Raw genomic sequence first — 22609 nt, 5'->3', positions numbered from 1 at the left:
CGCGAACGGGGGTTGCCCCTGCCGCCGATCCACCGGACCCGTACCCGAGCTTCCTGACCGAACTCTCGGATCCGCGCCAGGGCCCCGTCCGGGTCCCCGGATCATGGCAGGGGGCGCGGGAAGAACATCCTTCCCGCACCCCGTTCCGTGGCCGTAACGCTGCCATTACAGCGTCTCTTTGACCATGCCTACGACAGGGTCATGACCGCCGGGTCAGGAGGTCTTGACCGTGATCGAACCGTCCTTGATGCCGGCCTCGGCCTTCTTGAGCGCGGCCTGCAGGGCGGCGTTGTTCTTGAAGACCGGGTTGGAGTCGGCCAGGCCGACGCCACCGTTGTTCAGGGAGCCGCGAACGTCGCCGGACAACGGCTTCTTGTCCTTGACGACCGACTTGGCCAGGTCGTACACCGCGCCCTCGACGTTCTTGAGGGCCGAGGTCAGGATGTAGCTCTTGTACTTCGACAGCGCGGCCTGGTTGTACTGGTCGGAGTCGACGCCGATCGCCCACACCTTGTGCGTGGCGGCGGCCTTGATGACGCCCTGGCCGGAGAGACCGGCGGCCGCGTAGACGACGTCGGCACCGGCGCTGATCTGGCCCTCGGCGGCGGCCTCGCCCTTGTCGGGGCTGGAGAAGCCGCCCTCCTGAGGGGTCTGAGTCAGGTACTGGGCCTTGACCGTGACGTTCTTCTTGGTGTCCTTGACACCCTGCTCGAAGCCCGCCTCGAACTTGTGGATCAGCGGGACGTCCACGCCGCCGATGAAGCCGACGGTGTTCGACTTGGTGGTCAGCGCGGCGGTGACACCGGCCAGGTACGAGGACTGCTCCTCGTGGAAGACCATGTCCGCGACGTTGCTCGCCTGGTCCTGGTTGTCGTCGATGATGCCGAAGGTGACCTTCGGGAACTTGGCGGCGGCTTCCTTGACGGCGGGCGCGTAGGCGAAGCCGACGCCTATCACCGGGTTGTAGCCCGACTTGGCCAGGGTCTCCAGACGCTGGACCTTGTCCGCGTCCGACTCGCCGTCCTGCGGCTCGATGTCCCGGCCGGTGACGCCGAACTCCTGGTTGGCCTTCTGGAAGCCGGCGTACGCGGCGTCGTTGAAGGACTGGTCGCCCTTGCCGCCGACGTCGTACGCGAGACCGACGCCCTTGGACGCGCCGGCCTTGCCGGTGGACGAGCTGGACGAGCTGCCGCACGCGGAAACGGTGACGGCAAGGGCTGCGGTTGCAACGCCCGCAACGGCGATTCGGGACACCCGGCGCATGGAACGAGACTCCTTCGTGCAAGCGCCCAAACCAGGCGCTGGTTCCGCGGCAGCGTAACGCGCGTAGACCAGACGGAAAACCCCCAATGTCCGGTCCGTTATCTAGCTGTGGCCACAGTCACCACCAAGGCTACGGACAGCAGTGCGCCCCTTGCAGGAGGCAAGGGGCGCACGGACTGCAACGACGCGCTGGCGGCCGTACCCATAGGTACGGCCGCTCACCCGGCGACTTGTATATGTCGCATTACTTCGTGTTGACGGTGACCTTGCCGTCGATGATGTCCTGCTTGGCCTTGTCGACGGCCGCGACGACCTTGGTCATGGCCTTGTACTTCGGGTTGGTGTCCGCGAAGCCGACGCCGCCGGTCTTGAGGGTGCCCTCGACGACGCCGCTCTCCGGCTTGCCCTCGTAGACCGACTTCACCAGGTCGTACACGGCGCCGCCGACGTTCTTCAGCGCCGAGCCGAGGATGTAGTCCTTGTACTTGGCGAGCGCGCTCTGGGCGTACTGGTCGGAGTCGACGCCGATCGCCCAGACCTTGGCGGTGGCGGCGGCCTGGATCACGCCCTGCCCGGAGAGGCCCGCCGCGTGGTAAATGACGTCGGCACCCGCATCGATCTGCCCCTGCGCCGCGGCCTTGCCCTTGTCGGGGCTGGAGAAGCCGCCCTCCGCAGGCGTCTGGGTCAGATACTGCGACTCGATCTTGATCTTCGGGTTGACCGACTTGGCACCCTGGTCGAAGCCCGCCTCGAAGGTGTGGATGAGCGGTACGTCGACGCCGCCGATGAAGCCTATGTGGTCCTTCTTGGTGGCGGACGCCGCGGCCACACCCGCGAGGTAGGACGACTGCTCCGCGGCGAAGACCATGTCGACGACGTTCTTGGCCGTCACTTCGTTGTCGTCGATGATGCCAAAAGTGATCTTGGGGTACTTGGCCGCGATCTCCTTGACCGCGGGCGCGTACACGAAACCGACACCGATGATTGGGTTGTACCCGGCCTTGGCCAGCTCGTCGAGCCGCTGCACCTTGTCAGCGTCGGTCTCGTTGTCGGCGGGCTCGACGTCCCGGCCGCTGATGCCGAAGTCCTTCTCGGCCTTCTGGAAGCCGGCGTAGGCGGCGTCGTTGAAGGACTGGTCGCCCTTGCCGCCGATGTCGTAGGCGAGGCCTATGCCCTTGCCGTTGTACTTGCCGGACGAGTTGGTGCTGGTCGCACCGCTGTCCGAGCTGGACTTGCCGCACCCGGCGGCCGCGAGGGCGATGACGGCAACGGTCACCGCAGCTTGGGAGAACCGAGTCCTCCGACCCGAGATATGACGCACAGCAAGCACCCCTTCGTCCCCACGGCACCGTCACCGGCCCGCTTCCCCAACCGTCCACCCTCGGTGGCGATTTCGGCGCACAGTAACGCGCGTAGAAGGGGAGGGGAACGGGGTTTCTCCGGGCCGTTATCGAACCGTGCCGACTCCGGGTTACAAGCGGCGGCCGCCGGTTACGACGGGGTGACACAAGGGGGCGAAGGGGTACCGAACGGGCACCCTCTCGCCCCCTGGGGGACTTGCGTGACTTGCGGGGAAGCTGACCGTTTCTCCCGCCGTCTCATACGATCGCCGTCGGTACGACTACATGGTCGCGTCGATCAGGGCGGCGGCCGTGAACAGCTCCACCCCGACGGTGATGGCCCGCTCGTCGGCGTCGAAGTCGCCCTGGTGCAGGTCGCGCACGGTCCGCTCGCCCGGCGTGCGCACCCCGAGCCGCGCCAAGGCGCCCGGCACGTGCTCCAGGTACCAGGAGAAGTCCTCGCCGCCGAGGCTCTGCTCGGTGGTCTCGATGGAGTCGGTACCGCGCCGGGCGGTCATCGCGTCCCGCAGCAGTTCGGTGATCACCGGGTCGTTGACGACCGGCGGCACCCCGCGCACGTAGTTGATCTCGGACTTGGCGCGGTGCATGGTGGCGACCTCGTCGATCGCCGCGTGCACGACGTCCGGCGCGGTCCGCCAGGCCGCCAGGTCCAGGCAGCGCACGGTCCCGGACAGCTCGGCGTGCTGCGGGATCACGTTGGGCGCGTGCCCGCACTCGATCCGGCCCCAGGTCACGGCGAGCCCGCTCCGGCTGTCCACGCGCCGCCCGATGAGGGCCGGCACGTCGACGGCCACCCGGGCGGCGGCGGTGACCAGGTCGGTCGTCAGATGCGGCCGCGCGGTGTGCCCGCCGGGGCCGTCCAGCGCGACCTCGACCCGGTCGCAGGCGCTGGTGATGGCGCCGGCCCTGAGCCCGACCCGGCCCGCGTCAAGGCGGGGGTCGCAGTGCACGGCGATGATCCGCCCCACTCCGTCCAGCACCCCGGCCTCGATGGCGTCGGCGGCACCGCCGGGCAGCACCTCCTCGGCGGGCTGGAAGAGCAGCCGCACCGGCCGCGGCAGCTGCCCCTTCGCGTGCAGCTCGGCGAGAACCAGTCCGGCGCCCAGCACCACTGTCGTATGCACGTCATGCCCGCAGGCGTGCGCCCGGTCCGGCACGGTGGACCGGTACGAGCACTCGGTCTTCATGTCCGGGATGGGCAGGGCGTCGATGTCGGCCCGCAGGGCGAGCACCGGAAGCCCGTCCCCGACCGTCCCGATGTCACAGATGAGTCCGGTCCCCGCCGGGAGGACGCGCGGCCGCAGGCCGGCCTTCTCCAGCCGTTCCTTGATGGCGGCCGTGGTGCGGAACTCCTGGTTTCCTAGCTCCGGGTGCATGTGCAGGTCGCGGCGGAAGGCGACGAGTTCGGCGTGCAGTTCCTCGCTGAGCACGCCGGGGAGCACAGCCCCGGGAAGGTCGGCCTCGGTCTCTAGGGACATCAATTGGTTCACCCTCTGAAGGGTAGGACGCCCGAAGGGTCAACTGACCCGAGATCAACAAAAGTTCAGCCCGTTAGGGGAAGAAAATCTGACCGCGGACGCATGACCTCGGACGTGGCTGGGTAACACGTATGTTTCCTCTTCCACGGATACCACGCCTGGCGACGATCACGCCCGTCCTGTCCACCCACCGAAACGGGACCGGGCCGCAACCGTGACTTCGCCACACGGGCCCCGCCTGCCCGGTAGCGTGCGCGACCGTGACGGACCCGGAGACGACCGACTTCATACAGACCACCCGTACGTCCTACGACACGATCGCCAAGGACTACTCCGCCGCCTTTCCCGGCATCCCGGACCTGCCTGTAGACATGTCCATGATCGCCGCCTTCGCCGCGCTGGTGAAGGCGAACGGCACCGCCCCCGTGGCCGACCTGGGCAGCGGTCCCGGCCACATCACGGCCCACCTGAACGACCTCGGTGTCCAGACCTTCGGCATCGACCTCTCGCCCGCCATGGTCACCCTGGCCCGCGAGGCCCACCCCGCCGTGCGCTTCCACCGTGGCTCCATGACCTCCCTGGACCTGCCCGACGAGACCCTCGGCGGCATCCTCGCCCTCTACTCGATCATCCACATCCCCGACGACCACCTCCCGGCGACCTTCGCAGGCTTCCACCGCGTCCTGGTCCCCGGCGGTCACGTCCTGCTGTCGTTCCAGAAGGGCGAGACGCCCGGCCTCCACCTCACCGAACGCTTCGGCCACGAGATCGACCTGCGCTACCACTGGCGCCCCGCGTACGCGGTGGGCGACATGCTCGCCAAGGCGGGCCTGGACGTGGCGGCGACGCTGATCCGGGAGCCGGTGGGGTCGGAGAAGCGGCCCCGGGCCTTCGTCCTGGCCCGCAAGCCGGGCTGAACGGGCACCGCCCGACGTGCGGGCGTCACTCCTGGGTGCGCTGCACGCAGCCCGTGACGACGTCTCTCAGGCTCCCGGAGCCCGCCAGCAGCTCCCGCTGCTCGTCGGCGCCGCTGCCGCACCGCAGCAGCCGCTCCACGCCCTCCTCCACGGCCGCCAGGTCACCGCTGCCGTCGAGGGCGTCCCGCGCGTGCGCGAGCAGTGACTCCAGTACGTCGGCGGCCGCGCGGGGCCGCATGGTGCCGGGATCGAGCAGTTCGCCGCCGAGCCCGGACCGTGCGGCCCGCCAGCCGGCCAGCCGCTGCAGCCCCACCCCGTGGTCGACGGGCTCCCGCCCGGCCCGCCACTCCCGCGCGGCCGTCTCCACCAGCGCGCGGGCGAGGGTGGCCACGAGCACGGCGGTCCCGGCGCGCAGGCAGACGTCGGCGACCCGGATCTCCACGGTCGGATAGCGCTGGGCCAGCCGGGCGTCGAAGTAGACCATCCCCTCGTCCAGGATGACGCCGGTGGCCACCATGTCCGCCACCAGGCGGTGGTAGCGCTCGGGGGAGCGGAAGAGCTCCACCGGACCGGCGGACGGCCAGCGCGACCACACCCGGCTGCGGTAACTGGCGTAGCCGGTGTCGTTGCCCTGCCAGAAGGGCGAGTTCCCGCTGATCGCGTTGAGCACCGGCAGCCACGGCCGTATGCGGTCGAGGACCGCCACCCCCTCCTCGTCGGACTCCACGGCAACATGCACGTGGCATCCGCACACCAGCTGCTCCCTGGTGGCGATGCCGTACTGCTCGGCCAGCCACTGGTACCGCGGGTTCACACTGATGGAGGGGCTGACGGGCAGCGGCGAGGAGGCGAGCGCGACGACGGCACACCCCAGCTCCCCGGCCAGCCGGGCGGCCTCCTTGCGGCACCGGACGATCTCCTCCCCCAGCTCCGCCATGTCCGCCTGCGGATGGGTGGCGAACTCCAGCATCTGCCCGTAGAGCTCCTTCTCGAACACGTCCTGCCCCGGATCCACCAGCGAGGCCCGCGCCAGCACGGCCGCGGCCGACGCCCTGGGCTCACCCGACGCCGGGTCGACGAGCAGAAGCTCTTCCTCCACTCCGACGGTACGCACGCACACCTGCCCTCCATCCGTGCCGCGCCCGTACGCGGCACGCTGCACCCACCGACTTCCCAGCCGCGCCCACCGGACACCTGCCACTGCGCGCCGCACGTCCTCCGCCCCCGCCGACCGCGGGCCCCGGCCGACCACTGGATCGCCGCCGTCACGCCACCCCCGGCTCACCCCACACGTACGTGCCCCGCTCCCCGAACCGGGCCTAGGTGCGCAGCAGCACCACGAGCAGGACCACCAGGGCGATCAGGAGCGCGGCGCCCACCGATGCCAGGGTGATCTTCAGTGCGCTGTACGGCCGTTCGCCGATGACCTCGCCGGTGCGGGCGTTGACCATCACCGGCCATGCCTTGCCGGCGTGGATGTAGGTCAGGAACCAGACCGGCAGCAGCACCAGCTTGTAGGTGAGGCCGCCGTAGGCGGTGGAGACCGTGTGCACCCGCTGTTCGTCGCCGCCGATGTCCCGCTCGCAGTCGGCGCGGATCACCGGTGCCATCCGCGCCTTGGCCGACTCCAGGCCGGCCTCCGGCTCGACGTCGTACCGGACGGTGCGGAAGCCCGCCAGGTACTCCTCCTGGTAGGGAACCGTCTCCTCCAGCGGCCAGGGGGTCAGCTTGTCCAGTTCCTTCACCGGCACCTGGCCGCTGCCGGGCACCAGTACGTCGTCGAAGAACCGGCCGACCGTCCCGGACGTGTGGTGCCACCGGGTGTGCCGCACCCGCCGGGTGTTGCCCTCGGAGTCCTCCTCCTCCACCCAGTAGTGCTCGCCGCGTTCGCCGGTGTAGTGGGTGGTGGTCTGCGCGTCGTACGTCCAGTGCGGCAGATAGCTGCCGCGGAAGGTCTCCGCCTCGGTGACCTTCTTCAGTTCGTCGGGCGCGAACCAGCGGGACGTGGTCCACTTCGCCAGCGCCGCACGGGCCTGGTCCCGGTCCACTCCGAAGGGCAGGACCGCCTCGGGCACCACGCGTTCGGTGCCGGAGGCGTCGGAGACCAGCGGGGTGGCGCAGAACTGGCACTTGTCGCTGAGCGTGTCGCTCTCGGTGACCGCGTGGCAGCCGGGGCAGGTGTACACCTTCGTCCGGCCGGGCGCGACGGCCCGTCGGGGCAGCGCGGCCAGCTCCTCGATCGGATGCTCGGTCACCTGCCGCGGTACCGGCGTGATGTCCTGCTCGTGCCTGCAGTACGGGCAGCGCAGCGCGTAGGTCCCGGGCGCGTACTCGCTGACCCCGCCGCACGCCTCGCACCGGAACGACCGGTCGGGCGCCGGCACGACGTCCTGGTCCGTCAACTCACTTCTCCGATCTCAGCCCTGCGGAGGCAGCGGCGGCGGGACGTCGGCGAGCAGCGAGGCGAGCTCCGGGACCTGGTCCGCGGGCTGCCAGGCGGCCTGCCCACTGCGCCAGACCAGCGTGGTCCGGGTCAGGTTGCCGGCCGCCACCTGCCCGGCCAGCGCGCCCTCGTCGTACGGGCCCTGCTGCTGTCCGCCGACCGCGATGAACCAGCGGGGCGCGGCGGGCAGCGGCGGCGGGACGTCGGAGGGGGCGGGAGCGGCGGGGGCGGGGACCGGCTGCGGCGGGACCGCGGCAGCGGCCGCACCGGACGTGCTCTGCACGATCCGCTGGCCCAGCGCCATGCCCACACCAAGACCGAGGGCGTCGCCGCCGGTGCCGGGGTTGGCGGCGGCGAGCGGGATCGCGTCGGCCGCCTGGAGCTTGGCGTAGTCGTCGAGGTTGCCGGTGATCGCCATCCGGGAGCGGGTGTCGATCGCCGCCTCTACTTCCGGCGGGACGCTGATGTTCTCGATGTAGAACCGGGGGATGGCGATGCCGGTGGCGGACAGCTCCAGGGTCAGTGCCTTGGCCAGCTGCTGCCCGATGCCGTCCTGCCGGGCGGCGAGGTCGAGCAGCGGCACGCCGGAGGCGCCGAGCGCGGAGCCCAGCTTGGAGACGATCAGCCGGCGCAGGTGCTCGCCGACCTCCTCGGTGCGGAACTGCGGGTCGGTGCCGACGAGTTCGCGCAGCAGCGCGGCGGCGTCCACCACCTGGGCGGCGAAGGTGCCGAAGGCACGGACCCGGACCATGCCGAACTCGGCGTCCCGCAGGATCACCGGGTTCTGGGTGCCCCACTTGAAGTCGGTGAACTGCCGGGTGGTGACGAAGTAGACCTCCGCCTTGAACGGCGACTCGAAGCCGTGCTTCCAGCCCTTCAGGGTGGACAGGACCGGCATGTTCTGGGTCGAGAGGGTGTACGTGCCGGGCTGGTAGACGTCGGCCAGCCGGCCCTCGTTGACGAAGACGGCCACCTGCGACTCGCGCACCACGAGCCGGGCACCCATCTTGATCTCGTTGCCGTAGCGCGGAAAGCGCCACACGATGGTGTCCCGGCCGTCGTCGGTCCACTCGATGATGTCGATGAACTCACCGCGGATGCGGTCCATCAGCCCCACAGCAACCCCCCAGTCCGCGCGGCAACCAAACGATCAGCCGACAGTATGCCCAATACGGTCAGCAGGGCTACGGGCGGGCGCATGCCCCCAACCCGCCCGCAGCTCCTGAGAGGCCTGCCCGGTTACCGCCTCACTTCCACCGCCTCACTTCCACGGTGCGTTGAACGCCCGCCCCGGTGCCGGCTTGGCGATCAGGGCGACCGGGACGAAGAAGTTGACCTGGCCGATCACGAACATCAGGGTGGCGAGGGCCTTCGGTTCGTACACCTCGGCCGCCCGGGCGTAGAGGTCGTCGGGGACCCGTTCGCCGTGCGCCGGAGGCGTCAGCACGGCCTCCGTCAGGGCCAGCGCCGCCCGCTCCGCCGCCGTGAAGTACGGCGAGTCCTGCCACGACGCCACCGACGTGATCCGCTCCTCCGACTCGCCGGCCTTGCGCAGGAACCCGGTGTGCAGGACGGTCAGGTACGTGCTGCCGACGATCTGACCGGCCCGGAGCTGGACCAGGCTGATCGTGGGCCGCGGCACCGAGCCGTTGCCGGTGACCCGGAACAGTGCCGCCGACACGTCCGCCAGCTCGGGGACGAGCTGCGCGGGGTCCTCGGACATCCGCGGGGTCATCGGAACCTCTGCCGTGATCGAACGTGCTTCCATCGCTGTCTCCTCAGTGCGCGCTGTCGTGTCGCTGTCACTGCACCGACGGAGCGGGGCGCGGAAATGTGACCGGCGCAGGGACAGTCGCCGCGGGTCTCGGTTCAGGTCGGCGGCGATGCCGGCCGGGCCTTGCGCAGCGGCGGGAGGAGTCCCTCGATGCCGGCGTGGCCGAGCCGGGTGCCCGGCGCCGAGACGGTGATGGCGGCCACGCACAGTCCGGCGGAGTCCCGGACCGGCATGCCGATCGGGTGCACCTCGGTGACGCCCTCGTCGAAGTTGAGGGCGTATCTCCGAGCCTGGCAGACGGCCAGGTCGGCCAGGAGGGCCGAGGTCGGGGAGGGTGTGGTCGGTGAGGCGGCTGAGACCCCGCGGGTAGCGCATCCGTACCGCTTCGGGGGGCAGTTCGGCGAACAGCGCCTTGCCTCGTTCCGAGCCGGGCGCTCCGCTGGAAATGCCGCGATGTGCCGTCCGGCCAGTGCGGCGCCGTCGTGGCTGGTCGCGCCCACGCGGCGGAGCCGCATATGGAGACAGCCCCGCGCCCCTACGGGGCGCTGCCGAACCGCAGCAGACTTCGACGGACCCGCTCAGGCCGGCCCCGCGACCGCCGCCAGCCGGTGCACGTCCTTCGCCGTGCCCGTGACGCCCGACAGGAACCCCTGCGCCCGCGGGGAGGCGTTCTCCGTCAGCCACGCCGGGTCGATGTCGCAGACGGCCACGCGGACGCCGGTGCCTGCCAGGGCCAGCGGGAGGGTGTGCACGACCGTCGAGGGGAAGCTCAGGATCGTACGGCCGATGGGGCCGCGGCGGGCGATCAGTTCCAGGGGGAGGTCCGGGCGGACTATCTCCAGGCCCGTCTCGGCCGCCAGCCGGTGAAGTTTCTCGGTGCTCTCGCGGCGGTGCGCGAAGTAGCGGGTCGCGCCGTGCGTCTTGGCCAGGGTCTGGACGGCCTCCAGGTAGCGGTCGCCGTCCACGACGCCCGTCTCCACCAGGGAGGTGCCGACCATGTCGGCGCCCTTGGTGATGCGCGGCGGGCCGAAGCGGGCGCGGGTCCAGCCGAAGTCGTTCGCGGTGACCGTCACGCCGGCCGGTGTCTCCGTCACCGGCATGGAGGAGAAGACCTCCACCCGGCGGCGGGCGCTCGGGGTGAGGCGGCGGCGGGCGGAGGAGGAGACCGGCGCGAAGAGCAGGTCCCGGGCGCCGGGACGGCCGCCCTTGCGGTGCCAGCGGACCAGGCGTTCGCCGCGCGCCAGCTGGGCGACGAACTCCATCGTGGCCGTGCCGTCGTCGACCACGACCAGGTCACGGGCGCGGGTGATGGTCAGGAGCAGTTGTACGTAGCGGGAGAACGGGTCTCCCATCACGATGCGGTCGGCCCGGCGGAGGGAGCCCGCCAGGCCGCCGATCGTCTGGAAGGGGGCGGCGGTACCGCCCCGTGCCTCCTCCCAGCGGACCCGGTATCCCTCGTCCCGGGCCAGGTCCGCCATACGGCGCAGCTGGCCCCGGGTCATGGGGTCCGTCGGGGACAGGACGACGATCGTGAGCTCCGCGCCGGGTGCAGATATGCCGGTTGCCGGGCGCCGTACCTGTCCTGGTACGGCCGGCACGGGGTCCGCCGCCCCGCGCAGGGCGTGGACATGCGCCCACTCCAGCACGTTCAGCAGCTGCACCGGACTCTCGACGAACGCGAGTGTGGGGGGGCCGGCGTTCCCGGCGCGGGGGCTCATCGACGTACGACCGTCCCGTCGTCGTAACAGCAGAGGTGTCAGACCTGGACCGGCTCGCCGGCGGCCGCGGCGATCTCCGCCTCGGCGACGACGCCGGTGATGCGGCGCAGCTTCTTCATCGGGCCGAGCTCGGAGTCGTAGACCTTCTTGACGCCGTCGCCGAGGGACTCGGAGATGATGCGGATGTCGCGGACCAGACGCGTGAGGCCCTGCGGCTCCACGGAGGCGGCCTGGTCGGAGCCCCACATGGCGCGGTCGAGGGTGATGTGACGCTCGACGAAGGTGGCGCCGAGCGCGACCGCGGCGAGGGTGGTCTGCAGGCCCGTCTCGTGGCCGGAGTAGCCGATCGGCACGTTCGGGTACTCCTTCTCCAGCGTGTTGATCACGCGGAGGTTCAGCTCCTCGGCCTTCGCCGGGTAGGTGGAGGTGGCGTGGCACATGAGGATGTTCTCGGAGCCGAGGACCTCGACCGCGTGGCGGATCTGCTTCGGGGTCGACATGCCCGTGGAGAGGATGATCGCGCGGCCGGTGGCGCGCAGCGCCTTCAGCAGCTCGTCGTCCGTGAGGGAGGCGGAGGCGACCTTGTGGGCGGGGACGTCGAACTTCTCCAGGAAGGCGACGGCCTCGGTGTCCCACGGGGAGGCGAACCAGTCGATGTTCTTGCTCTTGCAGTACTCGTCGATCTGGCGGTACTCGTCCTCACCGAACTCCACGCGGTGGCGGTAGTCGATGTAGGTCATGCGGCCCCAGGGGGTGTCGCGCTCGATGTCCCACTGGTCGCGCGGGGTGCAGATCTCCGGGGTGCGCTTCTGGAACTTGACGGCGTCACAGCCGGCCTCGGCGGCGACGTCGATCAGCTTGAAGGCGTTCTCCAGCTCACCGTTGTGGTTGATGCCGATCTCGCCGCAGATGTAGACGGGCTTGCCGGGGCCGACCTCACGGGAACCGAACTGGCGCAGGCGGGAGTTGCTCATGACTGTGGGGTGTCCTTACTTCGGGAGGGAATCGAGAGAGGGGCCGAGGATCCAGCTGGCGATCTCTCGGATCGCGCCGTCACCGCCGGGGAGGGTGGTGACCGCGCGTGCGGCGCCGCGTACGACGTCGTGGGCGCTCGCGACCGCCACGGGCCAGCCGGCTACGGCGAAGCACGGGAGGTCATTGACGTCGTTTCCGACGTAGAGCACGCGCTCGGGAGCGATGCCCTGCTCCTCGCACCACTGCTTGAGCGCGAGGTCCTTGCGGTCGATGCCGTGCAGGACCGGAATCTGTAGCTTCCGGGCCCGGGCGGCGACGACCGGGTTCTGCTCCGTGGAGAGGACCAGCATCTTGAGCCCGCTCTTGCGCAGGGCGGCGATGCCGAGTCCGTCGCCGCGGTGCACGGAGACGAACTCCTTTCCATCGGCGTCGATCAGCACCCGGTCGTCGGTCTGGGTGCCGTCGAAGTCCAGTACGACCGCGTCGACGTCGTCGGCGGTCGGCAGCGCGCCGGGGCGGTCCGCGTCGAAGAGCGGGGCCAGGGCGCGGGCGCGGGCCAGCTCGTGCGGGTCGTCGATCTCCAGGACGCGCGCGGGGTCGGTCCGCACCAGTTCGGTGTGGCCGAAGAAGCGGTGCTGGTGCTCGCGGAAGCCGTCGGCGCGCATCGCGTAGGCGGCGCCGGTCTCCAGGAAGTCCTGGGGGCGGTCCTGGCGGCGCGGGCGGAACGACTTGTCGTGGTTGACGCCGAAGCCACCGCTGGCGGCGGCCCCGTCGGCGCCCACCGGCACCGGGGCGTGCACCTCGTCGCGCCAGACGAAGCCGTGGAAGGGGGCCACGGTCAGGGCGGTGTCGGCGCCGTTGTCGACGATCGCGCCGGCCACCCCGTCGATGTCCTCGCGGACGATGAAGGGGCTGGTGCACTGCACGAGCAGCACGACGTCGACCCTGGCGCCGTGCAGCGCCTCATGGGCGTCCATGGCGTGCAGGACGGCGGCCTCGGAGGTGGCGGTGTCGCCGGCGATGGCGGCCGGGCGCAGCACGACCTCGGCGCCGGCCGAGCGGGCGGCGGCGGCGATGGCCTGGTCGTCGGTGGAGACGACCACGTCGGTGACCAGTCGGGAGGCGACGCACTCGCGGACCGCGCGGGCGACCAGCGGGACGCCGCCGACCGGGGCGAGGTTCTTGGCGGGGACGCCCTTCGAGCCGCCCCGGGCGGGGATCACGGCGAGGACGCGGGGCACTACGGCCCCTTCGGGGTGGGACATCGGCTCAGTTCCTTCGGACGCTTGGAGCGGGGCTCCTTGACGCGGGATCCGGTCGCTCACAGCTCTCCCATTCGTCGGATCACGGGGGCCACCCGCTGGACGCCGTGGCGGTAGGCGCCGCGTGCGGCCCGGCGCACGATCTGGCGGACGGGGCCCGGGGCCTTGTCGGCGGCGGGCGCGCCCGGGAGCGGGACGCCGTCGGGGCCGAGGTGGTGGCGGGCCAGGATGCCGGGCAGGTAACCGGAGGCGGTCTCGGGTGTGTAGTACGGGTTCAGCGGCGGCAGCCCGCCCGGCCGTGCCAGCAGCTTCGCGATGCGTTCGCGGGCCGCGTCGAAGGCGGTGGCGTAGCTGCCGTCGGCCGCGACGCCCTGCCGTGAGACCCACTCGGCGTCGGGCACCGGGCGGTGTCCGGCGTCGAGCTGGTCCCAGGAGGCGAGGCAGCCGGAGCCGACGAAGTGGTGGTTGCCGAGCGCCTCGCGGATGCCGAGATCGGTGAGGACCACGGTGGGGATCCGGCGGTGCAGGGACTCCAGGGCGGCCGTCGAGCTCATCGTGACGAGCAGGTCGGTGCGATCGAGTACGTCGCCCATGTGGCCGTAGACCAGCCGGAAGTTGGCGGGCACGTCCCTGCCCTGGACCAGCTTCTGGTACGGCAGTTCCTCGATGTGGGTGGTGTGCTCGCCGGGCTTGGAGCGCAGCTTGAGCAGCACCTCCCGCTCGGGGTGCCTGCGGGCGTGCTCGATCAGCCGGTTGAGCAGGTAGGTCCGGTCCTTGCGGCTGTCCGGGACCGAGGGCTGGGCGGCGAACACCACGGTGTACGGGTCGTGTTCCCCTTCGTACGGCTCTCCGCCGAGGAAGGGCAGCGCGACCTCGGTCACCGACGAGGAGTCGGCGCCGACCCCGTCGTACACCGCCCGGAACCGGTCGGCGTCCTGGCGGGAGTTGGCGAGGACGAGGTCCGCGCCGTGCCGCAGCAGCAGACCGTCGGCGAGCTTCTCGTAGACGACGCCGACATAGCCGGTGACGACGACGGGCCGCTTCTCCCGGCCGGCCCAGGCGCTGCGCAGCCCGTGCAGCATGGCCTGCGTGCCGCCGCCGACGAGGGAGAGGACGAGGATGTCGTACGACTCCTGGTCCATCTCTCTCAGGAACTCGACGGCCGTGACCTCGCGGAGCGAGTCCGCGTGGACGCCGACCTCCTGGAGCTGGCGGGCGGTCGGGGTGGCACGGCCGCGCAGAAGGTAGCCGTCGAGCCGGACGTCCGAATTGTCGGTTTCGTTGGGAATCAGGCGCTTCGCGGTGAGCGCCCCCCACTTCCACCGGGTGTCGGAATCCGCCAGGACGGCCACCCGCAGGGACTTCGTTGCACTTGCTGGCACACCGAAGACGCTAGGAAGCCATTCCGAGGAACTCCCGAACCCGAATCCAACAAAAGGTTAACAACACGTCTCCGGATGGGGAATCAGCTCGGGATAAGCCCTCAAAATTGCCTGGTTCACAGCTTCGCCACGCGTCGTTCACCTGGATTCAAGGAGACAGTCAAGACGGATGACGGGCGCCCGCCTAACGTCCTTCACGTGGTCAAGCTCTCCGTCATCGTGCCGTTCTACAACGTGCAGCAATACGCCCCCGACACCCTGAGGAGCCTGCGTGCGAACGCGCGTGAGGACTTCGAATTCATTCTCGTCGACGACTGCTCGACCGACGGGACACCGGAGATTCTCGCGCGGGCCGAGCGCGAGCTCCCCGGCGCGGTCCATGTCAGACACGAGCTGAACGGAGGGCTGGCCACCGCGCGCAACACCGGCATCGACAAAGCGCGCGGCGAGTACGTGACCTTCCTGGACGGCGACGACTGGCTGGCGCCCGGCTACTACCCCCAGCTGGTCGAGGCGGTCGAGTCGCTGGGCTGCGACTTCGTCCGCACCGACCACGTGCAGTGCACGGGGCGCGCCCGGATCGTGCACCGGGTGCCGGTCGGCCGCCGCAACGTCGTGCTGAACCCGCGGGACGCCATCCTGCCCGCCGACCGGTCCACCTCCGTCGACTACGCCTACGCGTGGGCGGGCGTCTACCACCGCCGTCTGGTGGACAAGGGGCTCGTGCATTTCACGGACGGGCTGCGCACGGCCGAGGACCGGCCGTGGATCTGGAAGCTGCACCGGGAGGCCGGGTCCTTCGCGGCGGTGAACCTGCTCGGCGTCTTCTACCGGCGTGGCGTAGCCTCTTCACTCACACAGATCGGCGACGTCCGTCAGCTCGATTTCATTCGCGCGTTCGACCAGGTGATCGAGGAAACGGCGCAGGACGCCGACGCGAAGGAACTCCTGCCGAAGGCCGTCCGCACGTATTGCGCCATCATTTCCCATCACCTGGGATCCATCGAAAGGTTCGAGCCCGCGGTGGCGAAGAAGCTGAAATCCATGAGTGCGGCCGCACTGCGGCGGATGCCGCAGGACGTGCTGGACGAGGCCCTGGACTCCATGGACCTCCAGCGCGCCACCAAGCTGCGCCGGCTGCGCCGCCGTCCCGCCCCCGCGGGAGCCGCCGCGTGACCACCCAGATCTTCCAGGCGTCCACCCTCTACGGCACGGCCACCCTCGCCGCCGCCCTGGACTCCGGCGCCTTCCGCCCGGCCGACCGGCGCATCCTGCTGGTCTGCAACAACGCGGCGACCCCCGAGACCACCCCGGGCCTGGACGAGGCGCCGGGCTTCGAGCGGCTGCGCGACCGCTTCGACGACGTGATCTCGTACAACGAGACGATCTTCCCGTTCCACCCGGGCGGCTGGGCCCCCCGGGTGGAGGACATGCCCCTGTGGGAACGCTTCCTGCGCCACGAGTGGCAGCTGGGCGACGACGACGTCGAGTTCGCCGTCGAGTCGATCCAGGTCAACCCCTCGCTCAGCCTCACCCAGATCTTCAACGGCGCCCCGGTCACGGTCTACGCCGACGGCCTGATGAGCTACGGCCCGACCCGCAACAAGATCGACCCGCTGGTCGGCACCCGCGTCGACCGGGTCCTCCACCTCGACCTGGTGCCCGGCCTGAAGCCGATACTGCTCACCGAGTTCGGCGTCGACGGCGAGGTCGTGCCGACCGCGGCGTTCACCAAGGTACTGGCCGAACTCGCCCCCAGCGGAGACGGGTTGCCCGAGATCGAGGAACCGGCCCTGCTGCTCGGCCAGTACCTCTCCGCGCTCGACATCCTCACCCCGGAGCAGGAGGAGAACCTGCACGTCCGGATGTTGAAGGGCGCCGTCGAACTCGGCCACACCAAGGTCGTCTTCAAGCCGCACCCCTCCGCCCCGGCCCGGTTCGCCCGCACCCTGGAGCAGGAGGCCGAGAAGCTCGAGGTCGACCTCACCGTCCTGGACACCACGGCCCTGGCCGAAGTGCTCTACCAGCGGATGCGTCCCGCGCTGGTCGTCGGCTGCTTCTCCACCGCACTGCTCACCGCGTCCGCGCTGTACGGCCTGCCGACCGCCCGCGTCGGCACCGACACACTCCTCGACAGGCTCACGCCGTACGAGAACAGCAACCGCGTCCCGGTCACCGTCGTCGACGCACTGGTGCCCGAGCTCACGGACCGCAAGGCCGTCGAGGAACAGCGCCCGCGGATGACCGTGGCGGCGCTCGGCGAGCTCATCCGCGCGGTGAGCTTCGCCATGCAGCCGAAGATCTACCCACAGCTGCGCGCCGAGACCGAACGCTATCTCAGCAAGCACGAGAGCGGTACTGCCAAGCGGTACTTCAAGCGCAAGCGGCTGACCTCCCTCGGTCTGCCCGGCGGTATCCCCGGGCGGCTCGCCTTCATCCCCCGCAACTCCACCGCCCGGCGGGTGGTCCGCCGCGCCCGGGCGCTGCAGAAGGCCGTCAAGCGCTGACAGGCGGTGCCGCGGAGCACCCGGAAAGAGGCGCCGTCACGCGCCCACAACCTGTGACGAAACTGTCGATTCCCCCAGCCCCCCGTTTTCACAAGGTATGAAAACCCTGTGAGAACGGGGGGCTTCTTACTTGCCCGCCCCTCGCTTTTGCCCTGCCGCACAACCCGATGTCTCCCAGAGTTCACCCAAGGTTCCCAAACGGTTCGACCCCTGGCCGAACGAGGTCGTATTTCATTCACTCACATGAAGATTCGGGTGTGATCACGGTAAAAACGTGACCGCCCCACTGCAGATTGATTGCGTCCATGCGTATCGCTGTGTTTGTCGAGAACCGCAACGGCGTCGGTCTCGCCTCGGAGATCATGAAGGCGCCGGGAGCCGAGGCGCACTCCTTCCACTTGGTCACGGCAGACCGGGACGGCGATGTCGCCGGATGGATCGAGCAGGAGGCGGCGGCCCGCTTCGACGACCTCAAGGTGCACAATCTGTTCCAGGTCGAGGAGCCGATCAGCGGTGACGAGTTCCTGGAGGAGGTCGGCCACCGCATCCGCGCATACTCCGAGCAGGAGCGCGTCGACCGCCTGGTGTTCTTCAACGACCAGTCGCAGCGCGGCCGCCGGGTGGCCGGCGAGCTGCGCGACACGCTGCCGCTGGTCCTCGTACAGGACGGGCACCTGGACTTCCACTTCAAGCGCACCGACCCGGGCCTGCGCGACCAGAACTGGTACTACGGCTCCTCCTCCCCCGCCGCCGTCTGCGTGTGGGGCCCGGCGACCGCCCACCACCTGATGTTCCGCTCCCCGGACAGCAGCGTGCCCGTCCACATCACCGGCGCGCTCGGCCACAGCGACGACCCGCAGCTGCTGCGCGCGGCCCGCTCCACCACCCACCGGCACACCAAGGGCTCCGGCGAGCCGCTGCGCATCGTCGTCCTCGACCAGCCGCTCAGCGACCAGCGCAAGCTCTCCAGGAAGGACCACCGGGAGCAGCTCACCGAGCTGTGCGAGGCGCTCACCGGCTTCGGCGAGGTGGAGATCAAGCCGCACCCCTCCACGCTCCGCGGCCACCTCGACTGGCTGCAGACCCTGCCGGACGTGACCGTGCTCGACGAGAGCGCGCTCCTGGACGCCGAGTCCCTCGACGGCTACGACCTCGCGATCACCTTCTTCTCCACCACCTACCTGCAGACGCTGCGGGCCGGCACGCCGCTGATCCTGTTCAGCCCGCCCGCGCTGAACATCGTCTTCCCGACGATCAACCACCCCCTGCTGCGCAACGTCGGCACGGTCGGCGAGCTCGTGGACGTCACCGCCGAACTGCAGCGCGCGGGCAAGTTCACGCCCAACGCGCACGGTGAGCCCGTCGAGCACTTCATCACCTTCCACGACGACGTCCCCTCCCGCGTGCTGCGCCGTATCGAGGAGGCCGAGGTCCCGGCCGCGCGGCCCGTGCCCCGCCGGCCCGCACCCGTCGAGGAGGCGGCCAAGGGCTCGCGTGCGGACCGCGCCCTGCGCGCCGTCGAGGAGCGGCTCAACCGGCCGCGCTCGCTGGCCGTGCTGGGCCTCGGGTTCTCCTACGTCACCGGTGTGGCGATCCCCGTGCTCACCTACACCCAGGCGCTGCTCGCCCAGAACCCGGTCGACATCCGCTACTTCGACCTCGGCGTCTACACGCGTACCGAGGACGTGCTGGCCGACCTGGCGGACACCGAGGTCGTCCTGATCAACAGCCTCGCCCCCTTCTGGCGTTCACCGCTGGCCAACGAGCTGACGGAGGCGCTGGTCGCCCTGGGCCGCTCCGTGGTGGTGTACGCGCACGAGACCGAGTACGTCATGAACTTCGAGGGCGAGCAGCACGCGCTGCGGCACGCCGAGATGGTCAAGGTGCTGCCCAAGGTCAAGGTGCTGTGCGTCTCCACCGCGCAGGCCGACATGTTCCGGCAGCTCGGCGTGAGCGACCCGGTCGTCGTCTACAACACCGTCCCGCAGGACACCCACCGCACCCTGGCCCGGCGGACGCCCGGTGAGCGGCCGCGGATCGTGATGGTCGGCTCGATGCAGGACCGCAAGGGCCTCGACCTGTTCTCGCGGGTCGCGGAACTCGCCTACACGCAGGGCCTGCCGTGGGAGTTCGCGTGGATCGGCCACAAGACCTGGCGGATCAGTTCCTCGACGCTGCTGTCCGACCGCGTCGAGTGGATGGGAGCGCTCTCCCGCGACCGGGTGCGCGAGGAACTCGCCGCCTCGGACGTGTTCTTCCTGTCCAGCATGGACGACCCGATGCCGCTCTCGGTGGTGGAGGCGGTGCAGCAGCGGCTGCGTACGGTCACCTACCACCGGGTGGGCTCCCGCGAGGTGCTGGAGGGGGTGCCCGGCTACCGGTCCTTCGCCGAGTACACGCCCGCGGCGGCCCTGGACGCGCTGCGGCAGGTGCTCGCGGAGGAGGTGGCGGAGGACGAGTACCAGGACGTCGAGGAGCTGTTCGACATCTCCGCCTTCACCGCCCGGATGACGACCGCGCTGAACCTGGCGGGCCCCGAAGGCGTCGCACGCGCCCTGCCCGCCGCCGTCGCGGCCGACGTCCCCGAGGGGCAGGAGCCGGACGGTGAGACGGCGTACGCCGAGGGCCCGTTCTCCGCGGTGCTCTCCCGGCACGCCAAGTACCTGAACGAGGACTTCGCCCGGCACTTCACGGCAGGCCGGCAGGACGAGGCGCTGCGCGTGGGCTGGGAGATCCTGCGCCGCAGGCAGCCGGTGGACGTGCTCATCGGCATGGCCGAGATACGGGCCTCGCGCGGCGAGACCGACGGGGCGCTCCGGCTGCTGTCCGCCGCGGCCATCGCGGGCGGCGACCGGGGCCGGGTGTGGTCGGAGATCTCCCGCGTGGCCGGGGACCTCGGCGCCCGGGGCAGGGCGATACGGCAGCTGGCCCGCAAGGAGTCGATCCGTATCGAGCTGGCCAACCGCTCGGCCCGGCTGCTGAAGTCCGACTGAGCCCGCGCACGACCCGTCGTTCGCCGGCCGATCGCATGGCCGGCGAACGAACAAATAAATACCGTCATATGAATTGTCGGCGTCGCCGCCTGTGGCATTCCGGTGATTCACCCAGGTGACGGCCGTGCACCTCCTTCTTACCGGCGATGTCCGAGCCGATCGGATGATTAAAGGCCTGTCCCCGGGTAGGCGTCCCGGACCATGCCACTCGCATCTCCCCCACTGCCGTCGCCGCCTGCGCGGATCACGGCCGTCCCGGCCCCACCCGGACGGCCCCGCCCCCGCCTGCTCGCCCTCGACGGACTACGGCTCGCCGCCGCGCTGATGGTCTGCCTCTACCACTACGCAGGCCGCGGCGGCGTCGTCTCCGCCTCCTGGCACCAGAACCCGGACCACGTCTTCCCGACCCTGTCCAGGGCGGCCGTCTACGGCTGCCTCGGCGTCCAGTTCTTCTTCGTCATCAGCGGCTTCGTGATCTGCATGAGCAGTTGGGGCCGCTCCCTCGGCGACTTCTTCCGCTCCCGCGTCGCCCGCCTCTACCCCGCGTACTGGGTCGCGCTCGCGCTGATCACCGTCGCGTCCGTGGCACTGCCCGCGGTGGTGCACCCGGTGCGGCTCGACGAGTTCCTGGTCAACCTGACCATGCTGCAACAGCCGCTGGGGGTGCCCCGCGTGCTCGGCGTCTGCTGGACCCTCTGGGTCGAGGTGCGCTTCTACGCCCTGTTCGCGCTCCTGGTGGTCCTGCCGGGCGTCACCTACCGCAGGGTGGTGCTGTTCTGCTCGGTGTGGACCATGGCCGCCGTCCTGTCCACCGCGACCGGAGGCGCCTGGGCCGAGCTGGTCGTGATGCCCGCGTACGCGCCGTACTTCGTCGGCGGCCTGGCCCTCTACCTCGTCCATCGCTTCGGCAACGGGTTGCTGCCCTGGGGGATCGTGGCGCTCTCCTGGATCCTCGGCATGCGCACGGCGACGCAGGGCCTGTGGCACGCGGGCTCGCCCCGTGACCCGTACGTCGTGATGCTCCTCGTCACCCTCGCCTTCGCCGCCGTCGCCGCGGTGGCGGCGGGCTGGACGCGCTGGGCGGCCTGGCCCTGGCTGACCACCGCCGGGGCGCTGACGTATCCCTTCTACCTGATCCACGAGCACCTGGGCTGGTTCGTGATCCGGGTCCTGCACCGGGCGTGGGGGCTGCCGCCGTGGCCGACGCTGGCGGTGACGGTCCTCGCGATGCTGGGGCTCGCCTGGCTCATCCACCGGTTCGTGGAGACTCCGCTCGGACCGCGCCTGAAGCGGGCCCTGAAGAACGCCTGACGCTGATGTTGGCCCGCCGTTCATCTCTGCTTGGGTTTCGGATCGGCATGGCGGGCAGGCACCTTGGAACCTTGCCTGTGCACAGGTTTTCCGCAGGGATTCCACAGACCGCCGTTCCGTGTACCGAGGGAGTGCCTTCTCCGCATGGCGATAACCACCCAGGAAACGACCCGACCGCCCCGCCGTCTCGACGACGTCCCCGGCTGGTTCCCGGTGCTCGACCAGGTGCTCTTCGAATGGTTCCTGCGCCGCCAGGAGGAGGCCGGAACGCGCGGCGACCTCCTCGAGGTCGGGACCTACATGGGAAAGAGCGCGATCTTCACGGCCCGGCACCTGCGGGCCGGCGAGACGTACACGGTCTGCGACCTCTTCGAGGGCGACGCCCCGGACGACGCGAACCGGGCCGAGTCGACGAAGTCCTACAGCAAACTCACCCGAAGCATCTTCGAGCAGAACTACCTCGCCTTCCACGAGGAGCTCCCCCGCGTACTGCAGGGCCCCAGCTCCGTGGTCCCCACCGAGGTCGCGCCCGGCTCCTGCCGGTTCGTACATGTCGACGCCTCGCACCTGTACGAGCACGTGCACGGTGACATAAAGGCGGCGCGCGAACTGCTCGTGCCCGACGGCATCGTGGTCCTCGACGACTTCCGCTCCGAGCACACGCCCGGTGTCTCCATAGCGGCCTGGGAGGCCGTCCTCAACGGCGGACTGAACCCGATCTGCCTCAGCACCCAGAAGCTGTACGGCACGTGGGGCGACCCCGAGCCGGTGCAGGAGGCGCTGATGGAGATGATCAAGCAGCGGACCGACTGCCACCTGAGCACCCAGACGGCGGCGGGGCACCGGATCGTCCGGCTGAAGTCCAAGGGGATGCGGGCACCGGAGTTCCCGCCGTCGCGGTACGCGGACGTCCCGGAGGAACCGGAGCCCGCGCCCGCGCCCCCGGCCCCGGCCCCGCCGGCCGCCCCCGCCGCTCCGCGCCGCCGGCCCAGCAGGGTGCGGCGTGTCGCCCGGGACCTCCTGCCACCGGTGCTCACCCGGGCCATCCGGAAGGCGATGCATTGACCTGCTCCTCGCCCTGAACGGCGAGGATTCCGGCCTTCCGGACCGGGGGCCGGGGGGGGGGGGGGGGGGCGCCCGCGGGCGCGGGGCGGGGGGGGGGGGGGTGTTGGGGGGGGGGGGGGGGGTCGGCCGGGCCCCCGCGCTCCTGCCCGAACAGCCCCCG

At 70.5% G+C, this 22609-nt stretch carries 18 protein-coding genes; 6 read left to right on the top strand and 12 right to left on the bottom strand.

Annotation, left to right across the window (positions count from 1 at the left end):
• Nucleotides 1–213: 213 nt before the first annotated feature.
• The 3 genes from ACFY0K_RS17340 to ACFY0K_RS17330 all read right to left on the bottom strand — a co-directional run bounded on the left by ACFY0K_RS17340 (nt 214) and on the right by ACFY0K_RS17330 (nt 4102).
• Complete coding sequence (locus tag ACFY0K_RS17340; RefSeq protein ID WP_390640562.1) at nt 214–1263, bottom strand: BMP family protein; 1050 nt, start codon at nt 1261–1263, stop codon at nt 214–216.
• A 244-nt stretch (nt 1264–1507) separates the two neighbouring features.
• Nucleotides 1508–2539 (bottom strand): BMP family protein, encoded by a 1032-nt coding sequence (locus tag ACFY0K_RS17335; RefSeq protein WP_390640561.1) that lies wholly within the window; start codon nt 2537–2539, stop codon nt 1508–1510.
• A gap of 345 nt (nt 2540–2884) precedes the next feature.
• Complete coding sequence (locus tag ACFY0K_RS17330; protein WP_390640560.1) at nt 2885–4102, bottom strand: M20 family metallopeptidase; 1218 nt, start codon at nt 4100–4102, stop codon at nt 2885–2887.
• Between the two features lie 260 nt (nt 4103–4362).
• Between ACFY0K_RS17330 and ACFY0K_RS17325 the strand changes: the two genes are divergently transcribed.
• Nucleotides 4363–5019 carry a class I SAM-dependent DNA methyltransferase gene (locus ACFY0K_RS17325; protein ID WP_390640559.1) on the top strand — a complete coding sequence of 219 codons (657 nt, stop codon included), beginning with the start codon at nt 4363–4365 and terminating at the stop codon, nt 5017–5019.
• A 25-nt stretch (nt 5020–5044) separates the two neighbouring features.
• Here the strand turns inward: ACFY0K_RS17325 and ACFY0K_RS17320 are convergent, their stop codons facing one another.
• The 9 genes from ACFY0K_RS17320 to ACFY0K_RS17280 all read right to left on the bottom strand — a co-directional run bounded on the left by ACFY0K_RS17320 (nt 5045) and on the right by ACFY0K_RS17280 (nt 14573).
• Complete coding sequence (locus tag ACFY0K_RS17320) at nt 5045–6133, bottom strand: glutamate--cysteine ligase (protein WP_390640558.1); 1089 nt, start codon at nt 6131–6133, stop codon at nt 5045–5047.
• Nucleotides 6134–6338: 205 nt separating this feature from the next.
• On the bottom strand, nt 6339–7421 hold the full coding sequence (locus ACFY0K_RS17315; protein WP_390640557.1) for a hypothetical protein: 1083 nt from the start codon (nt 7419–7421) through the stop codon (nt 6339–6341).
• A gap of 15 nt (nt 7422–7436) precedes the next feature.
• Nucleotides 7437–8570 (bottom strand): SPFH domain-containing protein, encoded by a 1134-nt coding sequence (locus ACFY0K_RS17310; protein ID WP_390640556.1) that lies wholly within the window; start codon nt 8568–8570, stop codon nt 7437–7439.
• Nucleotides 8571–8723: 153 nt separating this feature from the next.
• Nucleotides 8724–9230 (bottom strand): carboxymuconolactone decarboxylase family protein, encoded by a 507-nt coding sequence (locus ACFY0K_RS17305; RefSeq protein WP_390640555.1) that lies wholly within the window; start codon nt 9228–9230, stop codon nt 8724–8726.
• Between the two features lie 101 nt (nt 9231–9331).
• Nucleotides 9332–9736, bottom strand: coding sequence for an IclR family transcriptional regulator C-terminal domain-containing protein (locus ACFY0K_RS17300; protein WP_390640554.1), 405 nt, complete (start codon nt 9734–9736; stop codon nt 9332–9334).
• Nucleotides 9737–9814: 78 nt separating this feature from the next.
• On the bottom strand, nt 9815–10954 hold the full coding sequence (locus ACFY0K_RS17295) for a hypothetical protein (protein WP_390640553.1): 1140 nt from the start codon (nt 10952–10954) through the stop codon (nt 9815–9817).
• 38 nt (nt 10955–10992) lie between these two features.
• Nucleotides 10993–11928, bottom strand: a complete 936-nt coding sequence (locus ACFY0K_RS17290; RefSeq protein ID WP_382718802.1) for an N-acetylneuraminate synthase family protein — start codon at nt 11926–11928, stop codon at nt 10993–10995.
• Nucleotides 11929–11943: 15 nt separating this feature from the next.
• Nucleotides 11944–13194: a cytidylyltransferase domain-containing protein gene (locus ACFY0K_RS17285; protein ID WP_390640552.1), complete on the bottom strand. Its 1251-nt coding sequence runs from the start codon at nt 13192–13194 to the stop codon at nt 11944–11946.
• 56 nt (nt 13195–13250) lie between these two features.
• Nucleotides 13251–14573, bottom strand: coding sequence for a DUF6716 putative glycosyltransferase (locus ACFY0K_RS17280; RefSeq protein ID WP_390640551.1), 1323 nt, complete (start codon nt 14571–14573; stop codon nt 13251–13253).
• Nucleotides 14574–14771: 198 nt separating this feature from the next.
• Here ACFY0K_RS17280 and ACFY0K_RS17275 point away from each other — a divergent pair, with 198 nt between their 5' ends.
• The 5 genes from ACFY0K_RS17275 (at nt 14772) to ACFY0K_RS17255 (ending at nt 22449) form a co-directional block, all read left to right on the top strand.
• Nucleotides 14772–15749, top strand: a complete 978-nt coding sequence (locus ACFY0K_RS17275) for a glycosyltransferase family 2 protein (protein ID WP_390640550.1) — start codon at nt 14772–14774, stop codon at nt 15747–15749.
• Nucleotides 15746–17080, top strand: a complete 1335-nt coding sequence (locus tag ACFY0K_RS17270) for an alpha-2,8-polysialyltransferase family protein (RefSeq protein ID WP_390640549.1) — start codon at nt 15746–15748, stop codon at nt 17078–17080. Before ACFY0K_RS17275 ends, ACFY0K_RS17270 begins: the two co-directional genes overlap by 4 nt.
• A 305-nt stretch (nt 17081–17385) precedes the next feature.
• A complete protein-coding gene (locus ACFY0K_RS17265) occupies nt 17386–20073 on the top strand; it encodes a glycosyltransferase family 4 protein (protein WP_390640548.1) in 2688 nt (895 codons plus the stop codon).
• Between the two features lie 201 nt (nt 20074–20274).
• A complete protein-coding gene (locus ACFY0K_RS17260) occupies nt 20275–21384 on the top strand; it encodes an acyltransferase family protein (protein ID WP_390640547.1) in 1110 nt (369 codons plus the stop codon).
• A 144-nt stretch (nt 21385–21528) separates the two neighbouring features.
• On the top strand, nt 21529–22449 hold the full coding sequence (locus ACFY0K_RS17255) for a class I SAM-dependent methyltransferase (RefSeq protein ID WP_390640546.1): 921 nt from the start codon (nt 21529–21531) through the stop codon (nt 22447–22449).
• Nucleotides 22450–22609 lie beyond the last annotated feature (160 nt).

This window comes from Streptomyces sp. NPDC001507 (genome assembly GCF_042894765.1).
Taxonomy (GTDB): domain Bacteria; phylum Actinomycetota; class Actinomycetes; order Streptomycetales; family Streptomycetaceae; genus Streptomyces.
Note: the sequence above shows the minus strand (reverse complement) of the source record. Positions and strands in the feature narration are given on the sequence as shown.